This window comes from Flavobacterium panici (assembly GCF_903819335.1).
GTDB classification, from domain to species: domain Bacteria; phylum Bacteroidota; class Bacteroidia; order Flavobacteriales; family Flavobacteriaceae; genus Flavobacterium; species Flavobacterium panici.
Window position 1 is genome coordinate 36,105 of record NZ_CAIJDE010000027.1, and the last position, 18,705, is coordinate 54,809.

General features: G+C 33.3%; 12 protein-coding genes. 3 read left to right on the forward strand and 9 right to left on the reverse strand.

What is annotated here, in order from left to right; translation table 11 throughout:
• Positions 1-47: 47 nt before the first annotated feature.
• The gene (locus FLAPXU55_RS02480) at positions 48-236 is read right to left on the reverse strand and encodes a hypothetical protein (RefSeq protein ID WP_180856425.1); all 189 of its coding nucleotides are present in this window, start codon (positions 234-236) and stop codon (positions 48-50) included.
• Between the two features lie 598 nt (positions 237-834).
• Complete coding sequence (locus FLAPXU55_RS02485; RefSeq protein WP_180856426.1) at positions 835-3,681, reverse strand: TonB-dependent receptor plug domain-containing protein; 2,847 nt, start codon at positions 3,679-3,681, stop codon at positions 835-837.
• A gap of 532 nt (positions 3,682-4,213) precedes the next feature.
• On the opposite strand from FLAPXU55_RS02485, the gene metK reads away from it, so the two are divergent.
• The gene (gene metK / locus FLAPXU55_RS02490) at positions 4,214-5,464 is read left to right on the forward strand and encodes a methionine adenosyltransferase (RefSeq protein ID WP_180856427.1); all 1,251 of its coding nucleotides are present in this window, start codon (positions 4,214-4,216) and stop codon (positions 5,462-5,464) included.
• Positions 5,465-5,543: 79 nt separating this feature from the next.
• On the opposite strand, the gene FLAPXU55_RS02495 is transcribed toward metK, so the two are convergent.
• The 3 genes from FLAPXU55_RS02495 to FLAPXU55_RS02505 form a co-directional block, all read right to left on the reverse strand.
• Complete coding sequence (locus tag FLAPXU55_RS02495) at positions 5,544-7,796, reverse strand: hypothetical protein (protein ID WP_180856428.1); 2,253 nt, start codon at positions 7,794-7,796, stop codon at positions 5,544-5,546.
• Between the two features lie 87 nt (positions 7,797-7,883).
• Entirely contained in the window at positions 7,884-10,571 is a 2,688-nt protein-coding gene (locus FLAPXU55_RS02500) for a carboxypeptidase-like regulatory domain-containing protein (RefSeq protein WP_180856429.1), read from the reverse strand.
• Positions 10,572-10,668: 97 nt separating this feature from the next.
• Complete coding sequence (locus FLAPXU55_RS02505) at positions 10,669-11,553, reverse strand: GLPGLI family protein (RefSeq protein ID WP_180856430.1); 885 nt, start codon at positions 11,551-11,553, stop codon at positions 10,669-10,671.
• Between the two features lie 234 nt (positions 11,554-11,787).
• Between FLAPXU55_RS02505 and FLAPXU55_RS02510 the strand changes: the two genes are divergently transcribed.
• Together FLAPXU55_RS02510 and FLAPXU55_RS02515 are read left to right on the forward strand one after the other, a co-directional pair.
• On the forward strand, positions 11,788-12,591 hold the full coding sequence (locus tag FLAPXU55_RS02510; protein WP_180856431.1) for a hypothetical protein: 804 nt from the start codon (positions 11,788-11,790) through the stop codon (positions 12,589-12,591).
• A complete protein-coding gene (locus FLAPXU55_RS02515; RefSeq protein WP_053470079.1) occupies positions 12,591-13,205 on the forward strand; it encodes a deoxynucleoside kinase in 615 nt (204 codons plus the stop codon). The genes FLAPXU55_RS02510 and FLAPXU55_RS02515 overlap by 1 nt, the downstream gene beginning before the upstream one ends.
• A gap of 484 nt (positions 13,206-13,689) precedes the next feature.
• Here the strand turns inward: FLAPXU55_RS02515 and FLAPXU55_RS02520 are convergent, their stop codons facing one another.
• The 4 genes from FLAPXU55_RS02520 to FLAPXU55_RS02535 all read right to left on the reverse strand — a co-directional run bounded on the left by FLAPXU55_RS02520 (position 13,690) and on the right by FLAPXU55_RS02535 (position 18,683).
• Positions 13,690-16,242 carry a sodium-translocating pyrophosphatase gene (locus tag FLAPXU55_RS02520; protein WP_180856432.1) on the reverse strand — a complete coding sequence of 851 codons (2,553 nt, stop codon included), beginning with the start codon at positions 16,240-16,242 and terminating at the stop codon, positions 13,690-13,692.
• A 113-nt stretch (positions 16,243-16,355) separates the two neighbouring features.
• On the reverse strand, positions 16,356-16,886 hold the full coding sequence (locus tag FLAPXU55_RS02525) for an inorganic diphosphatase (RefSeq protein WP_053470077.1): 531 nt from the start codon (positions 16,884-16,886) through the stop codon (positions 16,356-16,358).
• A gap of 132 nt (positions 16,887-17,018) precedes the next feature.
• On the reverse strand, positions 17,019-17,618 hold the full coding sequence (locus FLAPXU55_RS02530; protein ID WP_180856433.1) for a DNA-3-methyladenine glycosylase family protein: 600 nt from the start codon (positions 17,616-17,618) through the stop codon (positions 17,019-17,021).
• Positions 17,619-17,630: 12 nt separating this feature from the next.
• Positions 17,631-18,683, reverse strand: a complete 1,053-nt coding sequence (locus tag FLAPXU55_RS02535; protein ID WP_180856434.1) for an acyltransferase — start codon at positions 18,681-18,683, stop codon at positions 17,631-17,633.
• Between the last annotated feature and the right edge of the window lie 22 nt (positions 18,684-18,705).

The window sequence follows — 18,705 nt, forward strand, 5'->3', positions numbered from 1 at the left end:
GTATTTGACTTTGAAATTGATTTTTGAAATTGAAATTGTCAATTGATTTATGCAAAAGGAAGTTCTCCTTCTATTTCAAGATCATACATTTGAAACAACAATGATTTTTGACTTTTTCTATCTTGCTCCGTTTTTATTCTGATAACTTCTTTTGTGATCTCTTCTGATCTATTATTGTTTATTTGAGAATCGTTTCTCAATAAATACTCTATGGCGATTGAATTTAATGTTTTCATGATTTTAAAATTTAAAGTGTAGAAATGAAAAAAGCCCTTTCGGATGGCGACCAAAAGGGCTTATAGTTTAACTATAACAAAGATTTTATCTTTTTACTTTTGGCAACAGCAAGGTTGGATGCACATTTGCATCATACTACAACACATCATATTATTTCTTGCTATTGTTTTCATTTTAATTTAAAATTTAATTCTTTTTTAAACTCGACTAATTAGATAGAGTAAATGTAATATTTATTTATTTAACTGCCAAATAAAATTTTGATATTTAACGTTAAATTTTTGTAAGTCCCTTAAATGCTGGCTTTCTTTTTAAAAATTGACCACAGATTATACGGATTAAACGGATTGACACGGGTTTCATTTTTATTTAATGTAATATAAAAACCATTTACATGGGTTGAAAAAGGTTAGCCACAGATTAAAAAGATTACATTGATTTTAAAAATCAGTGCTAATTCGTTTAATCCCAAAATCTGTGGCCTATCTTTTTATAATTTAAGTTCAATCCCGATAACCATCAGGACAAAAAATCACATTGATTCAAAAAAAATCAGTGCCAATCCGTTTAATCCGTAAAATCTGTGGCCTATTCTTTTTAAAACTTAAAGCTCAAACGAGCAAATCCAAATCTTCCGTTTAATCCAAATTGCGATACAGCTCTTGAATACGCAAACTGATTTGCATTTGTCAAGTCAGTACTTGGCGCAGGAGATAAAGTTGGAGTTGTATTGGTGAAAGCCGGAGTTGACGGATTATTTCTGTCCGGATAAACGTCTCCTATATTATTAAAACCAACAGTTGCTCTAAAATGTTCGTTGATTTGATATCCGAAAGATAAATCGGTAACCAGTTTTGCGCTGTATTCCGGATGTTCGTATACAGAAGCAAATCCATCTAAATTAACATCTGTTGCTCCCGGATCTGTTACTTTTCCGAAATAACTGTTTCTTAAATAAATATCTAGTTTTTTAATACTGAAAGTTGTAGTTAAGTTCGCTTTTAATTTCGGAATTGCTTCTTCTAAATACACTCGGCTTGACTCCGGAAAAAAGGAATATATATAAGGATCTCCTCCTGCATTAACAATAGACTGTGGAATGTGTAAATCTCCTACTCTTTTAGTTTCATTATAACTTAAAGCAAAATCATTTCTGATTACAAAATCCTGAATTACATCATATTTTTGAGAAATTACGACATCAATTCCTTTCGTTTCAGAGTCGATTCCGTTTGTCCAGAACGAAGCTCTTTCTACACCTTTCAAATCAAATGCTTGTTGAAACAATGTCAAGGCATCTTTTTGTGTTTGCGATGTAGCGGCATTTATCTGCGCATCTGTTGGTCTTGCGTATTGTCCAGACAAGACAATTCTGTCGTTGATTCTTGTAAAATAAGCATCGGTTGCGATTGTGATATTGGCTTCCGGAATTTTAAAAGTAAATCCTGTGCTGATGCTTTTTGATTTCTCTGGTTTTAAATTTTCTACACCAATACTTTTTGCTGCCTGCGAATCATTTGTAAAATAACCAACCTGATATGGAGATCCATTAATGAACTGAGTTGAACTTGCTTCAAAGTATTTTTGTTGTAAGGATGGCGCTCTAAAACCTGTTTGTCCAGAAATTCTCCAGTTGATATTATCGTTTAGTTTTAAAAGAGAAGCCAGTTTAAAAGTAACTGTACTCCCAAAATCTGAATAGTTTTCATAACGCGCCGCCCCGTTTAAAAGCCAATTTTCGGTTGCATTTAATTCTAAATCAATATAAGCTGCACCGCTTCGTCTGTCTCTTTCTTTAGCATCTGAAGGCTGAAATCCTGAAAATCCCTGCGCTCCGGCTCCACGTTTGTTTCCAAAGAAATCAGTTACGATTAAAGGTGAAGTAGTTGGTAAAACTCCCGAAACTAAAGCTCCGTTTACATCATATAATCCGTATGAAGCTTGTTCTCCTTGTTTGATTTGATAGTTTTCATATCGGAATTCTCCACCAAATGCAATGTTTAAACCTGCAAGAAAATCAAATTTTCTGCTGAAATCTAAATTGGTTGTACTTTGCAAAAAGGAAACTTTTCCGGCATCAAAACTAGAAGGAGAATTTACACCCAAAGTTGCATTGATGGTATTGTTTACATCATATTTAAAAGAGTTAGTTCCAAGGTTTGAACTCAAATCAGTATCAAATCCAAATAATTGTGTATTTACTCCAAGTGCTGCAGAAGCATCTAAAATTCCTGATTCAATTTCCGGTAAAAATCCGTTTTCATACACTTGCGTGAAAGTTCCAGAACCGTTTGGAAGTCTGTTAAAAGCATACGATTTACCATCTCTATACGATACTCCACCAAAAGAATATAATGAAGTTGTTTCTGTTAACGGATATTTTGCATTATAATACGCTTGTCCAGAAGCCAGTTCTGACTGACCAACACTCATATTATAGTCTGCTCTTTCTTGTCCTCTGTAGGCTAACTCATTATTGGTAACATCAAAATTAAGTGCGGTCTGTAATTGCGTAATTGTTGTTGCAGATGAAATTGCAGTTTGCTGTGCCGGCGTAAAATAACTTACCTGCGGTGCGTATTGTTGTATCGAACTTATAATTTGTGCCGAATTTGGAGTACTATTGATATTACTGAAAAGCGAATTAATCTGAACTCCGTTTTGAGCCGCTCTGTTTTCTACAGCATTATAGGCATTAAAAATTCCATTGTTTCTAATTCCTGCACGGCTTGTAGCTTGTCTTGTTACGGCTGTTCCGGTAACATTCAAGAAACTTCCCGGTTTACCTAATGATGTTCCGTAGTTTAAATCGACTTGAACGGTTTGACCATCGGCTCCGCCTTTAAAATTGTTAGATCCAGATGATAAATTAGTTCCATATTGAATGCCTCCCGAAAGATATTTAGCGTTCTTTTTCAATACAATATTGATTACTCCGGCAATAGCATCAGAACCGTATTGTGCCGCGGCTCCATCTCTTAAAACTTCGATTCTTTCAATGGCAAAAGATGGAATCGCATTTAAATCTGTCCCTACAGATCCTCTTCCCGGTGATCCATTTATGTTTACTAAGGCACTGGTGTGTCTTCGTTTTCCGTTTACTAAAATTAAAACCTGATCTGGGCCTAAACCTCTTAATTGTGCCGGATCAACGTGGTCTGTTGCATCGGCAGTTGATGTTGCGTTACTTGTAAATGACGGTGCAACATAATTTAAAATCTGCGTTACGCTGGTTTGCGGCGCTCCTTTTGTTATTTCAGAAATATTAAAAACATCAACCGGAACCGGTACATCTGTTTTTACTCTATTTTTATTACGAGTTCCAATTACGGTAACTTCTGACAGTTCATTATTCTTTAAAGTATCCTGCTCAGTCTTATTATCCTGAGCATACAGGCCTGAAAATGTCAAAAGACCTAAAACGATTAGTACATTTTTTTTCATTTCTTTTTACTGATTAATTTGTGTTTTTGGCTTAAAAAAAATTCTTACAAGTTTAATTTTGGAACAAAAAAAACCTCTGCGGCTGGCAGAGGTTCTATATATGTTGTTGAAAATAAACTACAATAGATTCTCTGCGGAAAGCTCCGGCATCTTACAAGACATCATATTGCAAATTGTAAATTTCATTTTGTTCTGTTATTTTAACGAGGCAAATGTGCAAACTATTTTTTAACTGACCAAACAAAAACAAAAATATTTTCTATTACCCTATCAAATTAGTATGTTACTGTTAAATTTCTGCTATAAAAAATAAAAAAAGTTGAACTTTAATTTGCAAATCAAAATGGTTTTATACCTTTGCACGCGAATACAGAGGAAAAATTTGAACTGATTGCAACCTCTTCATAATGAAATGATTCGTTATGGATGCCGAAACTAAGTTTTTGGTAGTAAAAAATGCTAAAGCAGGAATTCTCCTTTAGCACTTTCAGCAATTACTTTTCCTCGCTTAATGTTAATTTAATAAATTATTATGGCTTATTTATTTACGTCAGAATCTGTTAGTGAAGGGCATCCAGACAAAGTTGCAGATCAAATTTCGGATGCTTTAATTGATAACTTTCTGGCATTTGATGCTGACTCAAAAGTAGCTTGCGAGACATTAGTTACTACAGGTCAGGTTATTTTAGCAGGTGAAGTAAAATCAAATACTTATCTTGATGTACAACAAATTGCACGTGAGGTAATCCGTAAAATTGGATATACTAAAAGTGAATATATGTTTGAAGCAAATTCTTGTGGAATTCTTTCAGCAATTCACGAGCAGTCTGCAGACATTAATCAAGGTGTTGACAGAGCTAAGCCAGAAGAGCAAGGTGCAGGTGATCAGGGAATGATGTTTGGGTACGCTACAAATGAAACTGAAAACTATATGCCTCTAGCTCTTGATTTATCTCATAAATTATTACAAGAGTTAGCGATTTTAAGACGTGAAAATAAAGAAATCACGTATTTACGTCCAGATGCTAAATCTCAGGTAACTTTAGAATACAGCGACGATAACAAACCAACTCGTATCGACGCGATTGTTATTTCAACGCAGCATGATGATTTTGATGAAGAAGCTGTAATGCTTGCTAAAATCAAAAAAGATATTATCGAAATTCTTATTCCTAGAATTATCGCTAAAAACCCAACTCACGCGCATTTATTCAACGATAAAATCAACTACCATATTAACCCAACAGGAAAATTCGTTATTGGAGGACCTCACGGAGATACTGGTTTAACAGGAAGAAAAATCATTGTTGATACTTACGGTGGAAAAGGTGCTCACGGTGGTGGTGCATTCTCTGGAAAAGATCCGAGTAAAGTTGACAGAAGTGCTGCTTATGCAACTCGTCATATTGCTAAAAACTTAGTTGCTGCGGGTGTTGCTGACGAAATCTTAGTTCAGGTTTCTTACGCTATTGGAGTTGCTGAACCAATGGGAATTTTCATTGAAACTTACGGAACTTCTAAAGTAAACTTAACTAACGGTGAAATCGCTAAAAAAGTAGAAGCTATTTTTGATATGCGTCCTTACTTTATCGAACAGCGTTTGAAATTAAGAAATCCAATTTATAGTGAAACTGCTGCTTACGGACACATGGGACGTAAACCAGAAACGGTTACTAAAACTTTCTCTGCTCCAGGCGGAAACGAAAAAACGGTTACTGTTGAATTGTTTACATGGGAGAAACTTGATTTTGTTGACAAAGTAAAAGCTGCTTTTGGATTGTAATCAATCTGAAACATTTACATACTAAAAAAGGCTGTCTAAATTTAGACAGCCTTTTTTTATTTGATATGAAAACAGAACTTTAATACGTTCCGTTTTGCATTTTTGAAAGCGTTTCTTTTATATCGCTTGCGGTTACTTCTTCAACTTCCGGAGTTAAATATTTTACTGCCAAAGTCTGTGTTGCAATTGCTTTTTCTTTTTGACCGTCTTTATAATATAACTGCGCCAAAGTATCTAAATAATACGGATTGTTTTTTGTTACAACTAAACTGTATTCTGACCAAACAATAGCACTTTTTATAAATGAAGCATTCTGAGGTTTTAAAACCACAGTCCATGCCGTAGAATTACAAAGATTTGAATGATAATCTTTAAAAGCATTCCATCCGTCATAAGAATAACTTGAAGTTGCATCTAACGAAGAATATATGACATCTAATTTTTCAATCGGACTTCCTTTTTCTGAAGCTAAGTTAGAGTCAAAATAACTGCTAAAGTCTTTTAGGAAATTCGTATTTGAACCGTCTTTATCTTCAATTTGGCTTAAATAATCAAAATAATTTCGGTACGATTCAAAATTTCCTTTTCCTAAAGCAATGATCTTTTTATAAATCGAAATATTTTTCTCTTTATTTACTTCTCCCGAAGTTCCTTCCTGAGAAATATAAGTATTTTGCTGTAATGCAGAAGAAATTTCAGAAACTACATTTCCTAAAGTATGTATTTCTCCTTCTTTACTATTGAATGCTGTACGTTCAGCTTCAATTGCGTCAGAATGTTTTAAAAGATAATCTATCGCTAAATAATCTGTATCGTTTAAGATCCTGTCTTCATTAAAAAGCTGTTTTGTAAACCCTTGGTTTTTGATTTCTTTTACAATTGTTTCAACTAAATACAAGTTTGGTTTTGCATCTTTTTGATGTGCTTCAATCAGTTTTTTCCAGGTTTGAGCAATCTCTTTTTTATCTACAGCTGTTTTTGTTATCGCAAATTCAGTTGGGTTATCTTCTGTGACAACATAATCTGAATCATAATCATACGAAGATTCTAAAACTGAAGCTCTATTAAAAGCTCTGATCAAATCTGCGTCGGCTGCCTTTTTGTTTTTAAAGATTTTATCAATCGTTACAAAAACATCTGCACGCAAAAGTTTTCTGTAAAGATCCCCATAGTAATTAAAGTGATATGATTTGTCTGATAAATCAGATTTTGCAACGGCTAATACATCTCCATTTCCGTTTAAAACAACTACACTCGGATCGTTTGTAATTTTATTGTTTTTCAGCCACTTTTTATCATCGGCTCCAGCCAGATAATAATTAAAAACATCATATTGCGGATTATATGCTTCATACATATTATATCCCGTTTGTGTTTCCTGATCTTTTACAAAAGCATCGAAACTTTGTTTTGCCAATTTATTTTTGTCATTTGCTAAAACAACCAAATACTTATTGGTACTTGCTCCTTTAGTAGATTCAATTGCTTTTTTAAGGTTGTTTTCGATTTTTAGTTTGAAATCAAATTTTACAACATTAGGATCAACTGCATAATCAACCACAGCTGCAGCAGCCGTATCAACAGCAACTCCGGTTCCAAAATCTTCATTTAAATAATCAACTTTACCCGGATAAGTCCATTTTGAAACGGTTTGATTTTCAAGAGGTGTAACTTTTGATTTTTTTACAGGCTGTGGCTCTTTTTCATTTAAAAATACCAATGGATTTTTTCCTCCTTTTTCAGAGATTTTTAATTCATTTGTTTTCTTGTCATAAAATCCGGCAAGTTTTAAATCGCCTAAAACTTCCAGTTCGTAATTAATCGTTATTTCAGCAGCATCTTTTGGTACAGCATATTTTTCTAAATGGCTATTTCCGTCATATTCTTCATAAACTAAATATAAAAAATCTGATTTTTCGATTTCAAATTCTAAATCTGTTTTTGCCCATTCAGGATCCAGTTTCGTTTTTATATCTGAAATTCTTTGGTATTGAATTTCCTCTGTACCGTTTTGAGTTCCTATATAAAAAGAATAATACGATGGATCTAAAAATTTAATCTTGATGTTTTTTGCTTTTTTATCAGTTACAAACGACAGATCAAATCTGTTTTCTGCAGTTGGATTTCTACTAAAAACTAACGAGTCGCCTTTAATTTCATAACCTCCCGTATAAAAAACTAATTCGTATTTATTATCGTCTAATAAATTCAGTTTGATTTTCTGACCTTTGGCGGCAGATAAATAAGTCCCTTTTTCGATACCTTTTGTTTGAGAAAAAGACATAAAAATTCCCGAAGTAAATAGCAATAAACTCCAAATAGAATTGCGCATAATATAAAAATTTGGCTGTTAATATTCATGTAAAGATATTCTATTCTTACTAAAATAAACTCCTAAATTTTAAATTAAGTCAATCTATTATAAATTATATTTCATTGAAAAGATAATGTAGCGCGGTTGAACCGTGTATTGAGAAACTCTTGTAGAGAACTGCGTAAAGTTATCATCATTAAGATATCTGGTGTTTAGTAAATTGGTTGCCGAAACTTTATACTCCCATTTGCTGTTTTTCTTTTGATAAATTAAACTGGCACTTAAAAAATCATATTCGTTGTCGACCGTTTTATCTCCATTATAATAATGGTAAAATTCATACTCGGAAACAAAAGAAAAACTATCCAGGAAATAGTAATCTAATTTTGCAAATGGTTTATCAGTATAAAATGTAGAACCGCTGTATTTATTCACCAAAAGATTGTACCCAAATTCGATATTCGGCAGGTTTTTATAATTAGTTGAAGCTCTAATCGTATAACTCTGCACAAAACTTTCTGTGGTTCTCAAATCATCATTTTGAATATTATTGAATTTTGACCAGTTCAAACTTGCATTTACTGAGGCTTTGTAATTCTTTAAAAACGAACGTCCGTAAGCTCCCATTCCTGAGAAAGTTTCATCGGCTAAGTTTGAATTATAGGGAACCGAAGATTGATTAATTCCATCAAAATTAGCTTCTGTTTTAATCGCATCCACTTTTCTTGTATACGTTGCATTCGCAAAAATATTCTCGAAATTGAACATGTTGTATTTGAAATAACGAAGTGTATGAACTTGTGAAGTCGCGTTTTCTAAAGTACGATCTCCACGAAATAAACTACTGTAATCTGATAAAACATAACCTGCCGCTAATTGATTAATATCAGTAAAATCATTTGTCAAAGAGAAATTATATGTCAACGTTTCTGATTTTTTAATTTGGTATAAGGCAAAAAAGTCCGGCAGTATTTTAGTGAAACTTTGAGAATAATTTGAACCCAATTGTCCGTTTGTCATTTGGTAAGAATGCAGACTAACTCCAGGTGTCAAAGTAAATTTTCCTGTTAGAATTTTATAATGGAATCCTAAAAAAGCATCATTAAAACGGTAATCTACATCATTATTATTTTCTGAATTATTCAAATCATTTCTGTCTCCGTTATCCAGCATTTGAAAAATATGAGAGTTGAAATTTTGATATGAATAGGTGTTTCCCACTGTAACATTGAAATTACTTTTTGGTGTTACCATATAATAGTAATCTAGTTTTGCGTCTAATTTATTGGTTTTCACAAAACGATCCTGATTTAAATCGTTCCGATCCTGACCCGGAATATATCCTGACAAATTGAAAGGAAGTGTTCGCAGATTGGCATTATAAAATGGATTTTCGTCCTGATACAAATGCTGCATTTCAAAAGCAAAAATATTCTTTTCACTTTGTGTATAATACAAACTCAAATTTTGATTAACCGAAGTTGGATCTTGTTTCTTATTTGTAAAAATAGTTTCTGAGTCAGGAATCTTATTTACAATTTGTTCACGAATTAAATCGGTATCTTCTTCCTGTTTTGATAATTTGGTCAGGATATCATAATCAAACTGAAATTTATCGTTTGGCTTATAAGTTGAACTCAGTTTAAACAATCCTAAATTGTTTTTTTGATCCGTTAATTCGTCTCTTTTCTGCTGATCTCCAGAATCTAAAATCGTAGTCTGTGATTTGGTTTCTAAATCGGTTTTTGAAGTCGAAAGAATTCCGAAACCGCTTATATTCCATGTTTTTGTTGGAGAATACGAGAAATTTGTTGCGCCAAATTTGGTTTCAATTTCTTTTGCCCGATTGTTTCTTAAAACCGAAATTCCTAAATCATTTGATGAAACATTAAAAGAACTTCCGCCTTTTTTCATCATGTTTTTAAATCCACCCGTAAACTTAAAATAATCCTGCGCCGTAAGAGGCAGTTCTCCAATATTATTAAAATTGGTAATTAAATTTATACTGTATTTCGGACTGTAATAAAACAGTTTTGGATTTATAATATAACGGCTGTCGAGTTCTGCAACACCAATTCCGGCAGTCATATCTCCAAACCAAAAGTTCTTTTTCCCTTCTTTCAGTTTAATATTCATCGCCACATTTTCCTGATCGTTTTCAAGACCTTTTAAAGCGCTTACTTCGTTGTAATTTCGTAAAACCTGAACTTTATCAATCGCATCTGCAGGAATATTTTTAACGCCCAGTTTGGTATCTCCGTCAAAAAAGTCTTTTCCTTCCACCATTAATTTACTTACTTTTTTTCCTTCAACCTCAATCTCACCATCGGCATTTACCTCAACGCCCGGAAGTTTTTTCAGGACATCTTCAAGCTTTTTTTCTGTTCCAGATTTAAACGAATCGGCATTGTAAACAATAGTGTCGCCTTTTATAGAAACCGGCATTTCACGAACGATTTCAACTCCTTCGAGTTCTATTCCCGCGCCGTCCATAATAATATTTTGAACGATATTTTCCGTTTTGGTAGAAATGGCTATTTCTTTCGATTTCATTCCCAGATAACTTACTTTAACCGTGTATGAAGCGTTTGGTTTTAAAGTAAGTTGAAATTTACCTTTATCATTGGTAATTCCGTACGAATCCATTGCTTTTGTAGCATTATTAACCGCCATAATATTGGCCATCTCCAACGGATTTTTTTGTTCATCCTGAATAAATCCATCGAAACGAACACTTTGAGAAAAGCATATAGAAGTAAAAAGTAAGGCAAATAAAAAAAGTGTCTTATTCATTATCAGAATATTGGAAGTTGAACCCGAGCGAAAGCGAACGGGCGAAGCAATTTTGGAATTTGGGATTTGGGATTTGAAATTTGGAGTTTTACAAATTTTATCTTCCCATTGGCATTGCAGCCCCGGACGTACGTCCACGGCTCATTTCTCTAAATTCTTCCATTTTTTTAATCACCGTTTCGTCGTACTCTTTTTGAGAAACTACTTTACCTTTTTTAGCTGGTTTTATTTCGACTTTTTCTTTGGCATTCAAAACAATTTTAGAACATAAAATAACTGTTTTTCCATCATTTACTTCTAAAATCAAACCCGGTAATCCCCAATAATTTTCTGGTCCCTGATTAACCGGAATTTCCGGTGTATACCAAGCGGTAACTGTAATTTCTTTTGGGATTTCAAAATTGTCTTCAAAATTGGTTTTTGTCTCTCCCGATGTTTTTTTGGCTTCATCCTTTTTATCATTATTTTTAGGTCTGAAGTTTCTAAAATCGGTTTTGCTGGCTTCTTTTACAGCCGTTGCTTTAAAACAATTATAACCGCCAATTTGTTTGGTTTCCTGTTCCAGTTTCCAGTTTAATTTTGGCAGAGAGTCAACAACGAGGAATTCTTTTCCCATAAATTCTTTATCAACGGTATACGATTTAGCTTTTACATCTTTGTAAAAAGTTCCGCCGCCGCCCATCATCGAGCTCATCATAACTCGAAAACCGCCTTGTTGTCCCGGAGCTTCCAGTTTTTCTTCTTCTTTATAGATAGAAGCTGTTTTATCAAAATTCAATATGAAAGTTTTCTCCAGCATTTGTTTCATACGCTCTTCCATACTTTTTTGCATTTCTGGCGTAATGTCTCTATTTCCGGCACGCATTCCTTCAAATTTAGGAGCCTGGGTTTTAGACTCGTAAACGGCCATTCCCTGAAAATCTTTTTGTGCATGTACTTGTGTAAAAGCAAATATTAAGAGTAAATAAGATAGTTTTTTCATGTGGTTTTATTTAATAAGGTTGTGAAGTCTTGTAAAACTTACAATTCAAATTTATTACTAATTTTAAAATACTGAAAATTAAATATATCAATGCCAGAATGGTATCGACAAAATCTAATCTTTGTAAGACTACTCTAATTTACAAAGGTTTAAATTCAAAAAACAGCCAAAACTCTAATTTTAAGATATTCTTTAACGTAGTTTTTGTACTTTGGCTTTTGAAATTATACTATTATGAGTAAAACAATACGCCAAATTTTATTAGTGCTGTTTATTGCGTGTTCGTTTTCGACTTTTTTTGGGCAAAGCCAAAAAGTAAATGCTTCTCTAATTTCAAAATTCAAAATTGATGCTGATGAATTTATTGGTTATGATTCTTTTGGATATTCTTATCAAATAAAAAATAATGTTTTTAGCAAAATAAAAGGAAGTGAAATCTTTGAATACAAGAATGTTTCGTTAGGAAATATTACGAAAGTTGATATTCAGAATCCGCTTAAAATTGTTTTGTTTTATGAAGATTTCAACGTCGTTGTTTTATTGGATAATCAGCTGAATAAAATGACCGAAATTAATTTTTCGCAAAATACAAATCCTATTGTTGTCAGCGCAATTGGAATGTCAACGCAAAATCAGCTTTGGATTTTTAATACGTTGAATCAACAGATTTGTCTTTTTGATTATTTAAAAAATGAATACAAAACAGTATCAATTCCGTTAACCGAAGGCATAAAATATTACCAAACCGACTTTAATACTTTTTATTGGATTGATAGAAAAAACAATTGGTTTTCATGTGATATATTTGGAAAAATTTCAAGTTTGGGCAATGTTTCTGATTTTGATAAAATGGAAATAATTTCTTCTCAAAAACTCATTTTCAGCAAAGCTAACTTGTTGTATTTGAGAGAAAATACTAACACAATTTCTGAAATTGAAGTTTTAGAAAAAACGTTTGACAAATTCTATTACAAAGACCAAATTTTATCTATTTTTACAACTAAAGAAATTGTAAATTATAAAATCGTAACACCGTAATGCACATAGCAATAGCAGGAAATATAGGCGCAGGAAAAACTACATTAACTAAATTATTAGCCAAACATTTTAAATGGGAGCCTCATTATGAAGATGTGGTTGATAATCCGTACTTAGACGATTTTTACCATCAAATGGAACGCTGGTCGTTTAACTTACAAATCTATTTCCTGAATAGTCGTTTTCGTCAGGTTTTGCAAATTCGCGAAAGCGGTAAAAAAATCATTCAGGACAGAACGATTTATGAAGATGCTCATATTTTTGCTCCCAATTTATATGCAATGGGATTGATGACAAGCCGTGATTTTGAAAATTACACGTCTTTATTTGAATTAATGGAATCGTTGGTAAAAGCGCCGGATTTATTGATTTATTTAAGAAGTTCTATTCCTAATCTTGTGGGCCAAATTCACAAACGCGGACGCGAATACGAAAACTCTATTTCTATCGATTATTTAAGCCGTTTGAACGAAAGATATGAGGCATGGATTCAGACTTACACGAAAGGAAAATTATTGATTATTGATGTTGATAATATTAATTTTGTTGATAATCCGGAAGATTTAGGAAACATCATTAATAGAATTGATGCTGAATTGAATGGATTGTTCTAGAACACGAATTTCACCGATTTGCACGAAATAAAAAAATGCCTCTAAATATTTTAGAGGCATTTTTGTTTTATGAGACTTTTCAAAAATTTAAAGCCAGGATTATTATTTAATATTTTTTAGATTGAATCGTAATGTATAGTCCCTACGGGACATTATTCCAACTGCTTTTTATTTTTTCTACCGATATTTAACTCCTAAAGGAGTATGATTTTTCGTTCTTTATTCTTTTACCAAATATTTAATTCTTATAAGGAATATGATTGTCTATTCTTTATCCATTTATCAAATATTTTATTCCTAATGATATATCTCGTAGAGATTACATATCGGTAGAATATTATCGCACCACCTAACATTTGTCCCGTAGGGACTATACCAAAGGATCAAGTTTCTTACTCGATTCAAAAATTCATTAAATAAAAAAAATGCCTCTAAAATTATTTAGAGGCATTTTCGTTTTATGAAACTTTGACAAAGCTATTTTTTATTTTGCAGTTGCTGCGCTAATTTTTGCTTCAACTTCTTCTTCTGTTCCTTCGTAAACTTCTGTGGTTGTTTTACCGTTTTCAGTTTTGGTTACAGTTCCGGTAGTTTTACCATTGTCATTTCTTAGATCAACGCGAACAGATTTTTTCTCATATTTACTTGTATCGAAACAATCTGTTTTTTGATATTTTCCGGTTTTATCAAAATGTGCTAAACATTTTGCTGTTTCTTCTTCAGTACAGCCTTTTTCTTTGCACATTTTAATACATTCTTCTTTTGTCATTCCTGATAAATCTCCGCATTTAGAAACTCCTCCGGCATGCATTTCGATTTTTGCACAACAAGAAGCTTTTCCTGCAATGTTTGATTCAGAATGTCCATCACCTAAAATTGGTGCAACAACTAATCCAATTAAACAAGTTAATTTAATTAAGATGTTCATTGATGGTCCGGATGTATCTTTAAACGGATCTCCAACTGTATCTCCGGTTACGGCTGCTTTGTGTGCATCAGAACCTTTATAAGTCATTTCACCGTTGATCATAACTCCGGCTTCAAAAGATTTTTTAGCATTGTCCCAAGCACCTCCGGCATTGTTTTGGAAAACTGCCCAAAGCACTCCAGAAACCGTAACTCCCGCCATATATCCTCCTAACATTTCAGCAATTAACTGATTGTTATCTGAGTAAACTAATTTTCCTAAAAGTACAATTGCAATTGGGAAACCAATCGTTAAAATTCCCGGAAGCATCATTTCGCGTAAAGCGGCTTTTGTAGAAATTTCAACACATTTTCCATATTCCGGTTTTCCGGTTCCTTCCATAATTCCAGGAATTTCCTTAAACTGACGGCGTACTTCATAAACCATATCCATCGCTGCTTTTCCAACAGAATTCATCGCTAAAGCAGAGAAAACCACCGGAATCATTCCGCCGACAAATAACATTGCTAAAACTGGCGCTTTGAAGATATTGATTCCGTCAATTCCTGTAAACGTTACGTATGCTGCAAATAAAGCTAATGAAGTTAAAGCTGCAGAAGCAATTGCAAAACCTTTTCCGGTTGCTGCAGTTGTGTTTCCAACAGAATCTAAAATGTCAGTTCTTGTACGAACTTCTTTTGGTAATTCGCTCATTTCGGCAATTCCTCCAGCGTTATCAGAAATTGGCCCGAAAGCATCAATTGCTAATTGCATCGCAGTTGTTGCCATCATGGCTGAAGCTGCTAAAGCAACTCCGTAAAATCCTGCCAAAGCATATGAAATCCAGATCGCACCGGCAAACAATAATACGGTTGGGAAAGTCGAAATCATTCCCGTTGCTAAACCAGCAATTACGTTTGTTCCCGCTCCTGTAGATGATTTTTGAACAATTGCCAAAACTGGTTTTGTTCCTAATCCTGTATAATATTCTGTTACTGATGAAATAGCTCCGCCAACAACTAATCCAACTAATGTTGCATAGAAAACACGCAATGATGAAATGTCTTTTGATCCTTCTCCAAAGAAAGTCATCTGCATAGTTTCAGGAAGCATATATTGTACTAAAAAGAAACAAGCTACGGCCGTTAAAGCAATAGAAACCCAGTTTCCTATATTTAATGCTTTTTGAACTTGTGCTTCTTTCGCATTGTCATCTGAAATTTTTACTAATGTTGTTCCGATAATGGAGAATAAAATTCCGAAACCGGCAATTGCCATTGGAAGTAAAATTGGACCAATTCCGCCAAAAGCGTCATTGATACTTCCGCCCATATCTTTTATAACATAGTTTCCTAGTACCATTGCTGCAAGAACTGTTGCTACATAAGATCCGAATAAATCGGCTCCCATACCGGCAACGTCACCCACATTATCTCCAACGTTATCTGCAATTGTTGCAGGGTTTCTTGGATCATCTTCCGGAATTCCGGCTTCTACTTTACCTACTAAATCGGCACCAACGTCGGCCGCTTTTGTGTAGATTCCGCCACCCACTCTGGCAAATAATGCGATAGATTCTGCACCAAGAGAAAATCCTGCTAAAGTTTCTAAAACAACTGTCATTGTTTCGGTGTCTTTCCAAACTCCGTCAGAAAATAAATTAAAGAAAATTATAAAAAAAGCTGTTAAACCCAGAACTGCAAGACCTGCAACACCCAATCCCATTACGGTTCCGCCTCCAAAAGATACTTTTAGTGCCTGTGGTAAACTTGTACGTGCCGCCTGTGTTGTTCTAACGTTTGTTTTGGTTGCGATTTTCATACCTATATTACCTGCATAAGCTGAAAATAATGCGCCAAAAATAAATGCAATTACGATCAATAAATGTGTTTTTACACCCGGAATAAAAGTAATTCCTGCCAAAGCTAAACTTGCAATAATAACAAAGATGGTTAATAGTTTATATTCGGCTTTTAAGAAGGCTAAGGCCCCTTCGTAGATGTAATCTGAAATCTCTTTCATTTTACCGTCTCCCGCGTCTTGTTTTAAAACCCAAGTCCTTTTTATTCCCATGAAAAGTAATCCTAAAACTGCCATGACAATTGGCAGGTAAATCATAAATGCATTCATAATATATTAATGGTTTTGGTTAATAGTCAACAATCTAACTGAAACGAATTTAAACAAAAAAGCAATACTCCTGACGGCAGTATTGCTTTTTTTATAATAAAATAGGGTATAAATTATTTAATACTAAATAATCCCTCTGGTTTGTTTTCAATATCGTTAAAACGCTTTGTACATTCAGCAATAATTGCAAATGCTTCGTTTACGTCTCCCCATCCTTCTACATCTACTTGTTTGTTTTCAAGATCTTTGTAAACCTGGAAGAAATGCTCGATTTCTTTTAATAAGTGTCCATTAATATCTGAAAGGTCATTTAATGAATTCCAGATTGGATCTGAAACTGGTACACAAATAATTTTTTCGTCTGGTCCTTTATCATCTGCCATGTGGAAAACACCAATTGGTTTTACTTCCATAACACATCCGGGAAAAGTTGGTTCGTTTACTAAAACCAATACATCAAGAGGGTCACCGTCAAGTGCTAAAGTTTCAGGAATAAATCCGTAATCTGCAGGGTACATCATTGAAGAGAATAACATTCTGTCGAAACGCATTCTTTTGATTTCAAAATCGTACTCATATTTATTTCTGCTTCCTCTTGGTATTTCGATTAATACATCGAAAGTTGTTAGTTTGTCTGCGGTCATTTTCGTTTTTTATTATATCTATAATTTCGACTGCAAAAGTAACTAAACAATCCTTTTTTACAATGAAAAAAGTATATTAATCTCTGTATTTATACATTAATTAATATACTTTTCTTTTTATATAACAGACAGTTAATATATAATTTTCCTATTTCGCTTACTTAGGTAATAATGCCATAGCAAATATGTGGCATATGATCGGTACGGACTCCATTGTTCTGCATGGATTTCCATCTCTTGTTTGTCGTGAATATCAAGCAATTCTTTGATTGTATTTATGACTGCAATATCGCCCAGCGGAATTAAATCCGGTTCCTGAAGACAGAACATTAAATAGATGTCAATTGTCCAGTTTCCGATACCTTTTAATTTGATCAATTCTTCGCGAACTTGTTTTGCCGATTTTGAGGCCAGACTTTCTACATCGAGTTCTTTGTTTAAAATGGCTTCGGACAAGATCTTGATGTATTTTGTTTTTTGACGGCTTACGCCAAGACTTCTATATTCTTCATCTGGCAAAATCGCCATTGTTTCAGGATTACAGGTTGTATAGGATTTTATTTTTAAGAATGTGGCTTTCGCCGAATCTACAGAAACCTGCTGCTCAAGAATTAATAACACCAAAGTTTCAAAACCCTGCGGACGCTTTGGTATTGGCGGAAGCCCATATTTTTCGATTATTTCCCGAAATACTGGGTTTTTATTGGTTAGAAAATCGATAGCTTCTTGCATGATGGAAACTTTTTATCCTGATATATATTTACCATAAGGTAATTTATTAATAGTATATATAATCACAGTAGAAATCAACAGACAAATTAAAGTTACTAAGGGAATTGCAAATACAGGATTTATAAAATCATAATCTATTTTAACTGCCCACATCAATCGTAAAATCAAAACATGGACCAAATAAATTCCATAACTATATTTACTGATAAAATTAGTAATTTGTATTACTACAGAATTAGTGATTTCCAGATTCTTAAAAAAAAGAAAAAGACCAACTGAAACCATCAAAATATTTAAAGAATTATAATTATAAAAATACTCTTCAAAACTATTGCTGTCGCGGGATAAAAAATAAGTCCCAAATATTGTAATACTTACTCCAATTAACACCAAAAATACTGCAGTCCCAATAATTGTTCTTTTAGGAAACGAGAAAGATTTAATTGACAAATAATATCCTAAAACCAAATACCCTATAAACCCCGAAAAATAGGTTAAATCAACATTAATTCGGAATATACATAAAGCTGGCTGATTAATAAACAGAGTGAATATCCATATCAATATAAAATATAAAATCTCTTTTTCTGTAGCATTTTGAATCCATTTACTTATGATTGGCACAAATAAATATATTCCAATAATCATATAAATATACCAGAGATGATAGGAACTGCCATTTAGTAACAGATGGAATACCCATTCAATAATTTCCCCAATAGACATTTCATGACCTCCAGAAATATTATCGTTTAATGCAAACATTGCATAAACAAAACTCCAAAATAAGAAAGGTAAAACTATTCGTGAAAATCTTTTTTTAAGGAATTCGCTTAATTCGTATGTTCTGCTTAACATTAATACTCCTGTTAACATCACAAATACAGGCACACAAAACCGCACAAAACTATCATAAACATTCCCTGTCCACCAAACAAAATTTGAGATATAACCATATTGATATAAAATCTCCGCTGTTACATGTACTAGAATTACACTAATCGTTGCGGCAACTCTTAGATTAGTTGCCCAGCTCATTTTATTACCCACTTGGTTTTCACTCATAAAATATTATTTGTTAATTATA

What these genes read in the sequence shown, in the direction of transcription:
- FLAPXU55_RS02480 (WP_180856425.1), bottom strand. Translation starts at nt 236, where the DNA reads ATGAAAACATTAAATTCAATCGCCATAGAGTATTTATTGAGAAACGAT.
- FLAPXU55_RS02485 (WP_180856426.1), bottom strand. Translation starts at nt 3,681, where the DNA reads ATGAAAAAAAATGTACTAATCGTTTTAGGTCTTTTGACATTTTCAGGC.
- metK (WP_180856427.1), top strand. Translation starts at nt 4,214, where the DNA reads ATGGCTTATTTATTTACGTCAGAATCTGTTAGTGAAGGGCATCCAGAC.
- FLAPXU55_RS02495 (WP_180856428.1), bottom strand. Translation starts at nt 7,796, where the DNA reads ATGCGCAATTCTATTTGGAGTTTATTGCTATTTACTTCGGGAATTTTT.
- FLAPXU55_RS02500 (WP_180856429.1), bottom strand. Translation starts at nt 10,571, where the DNA reads ATGAATAAGACACTTTTTTTATTTGCCTTACTTTTTACTTCTATATGC.
- FLAPXU55_RS02505 (WP_180856430.1), bottom strand. Translation starts at nt 11,553, where the DNA reads ATGAAAAAACTATCTTATTTACTCTTAATATTTGCTTTTACACAAGTA.
- FLAPXU55_RS02510 (WP_180856431.1), top strand. Translation starts at nt 11,788, where the DNA reads ATGAGTAAAACAATACGCCAAATTTTATTAGTGCTGTTTATTGCGTGT.
- FLAPXU55_RS02515 (WP_053470079.1), top strand. Translation starts at nt 12,591, where the DNA reads ATGCACATAGCAATAGCAGGAAATATAGGCGCAGGAAAAACTACATTA.
- FLAPXU55_RS02520 (WP_180856432.1), bottom strand. Translation starts at nt 16,242, where the DNA reads ATGAATGCATTTATGATTTACCTGCCAATTGTCATGGCAGTTTTAGGA.
- FLAPXU55_RS02525 (WP_053470077.1), bottom strand. Translation starts at nt 16,886, where the DNA reads ATGACCGCAGACAAACTAACAACTTTCGATGTATTAATCGAAATACCA.
- FLAPXU55_RS02530 (WP_180856433.1), bottom strand. Translation starts at nt 17,618, where the DNA reads ATGCAAGAAGCTATCGATTTTCTAACCAATAAAAACCCAGTATTTCGG.
- FLAPXU55_RS02535 (WP_180856434.1), bottom strand. Translation starts at nt 18,683, where the DNA reads ATGAGTGAAAACCAAGTGGGTAATAAAATGAGCTGGGCAACTAATCTA.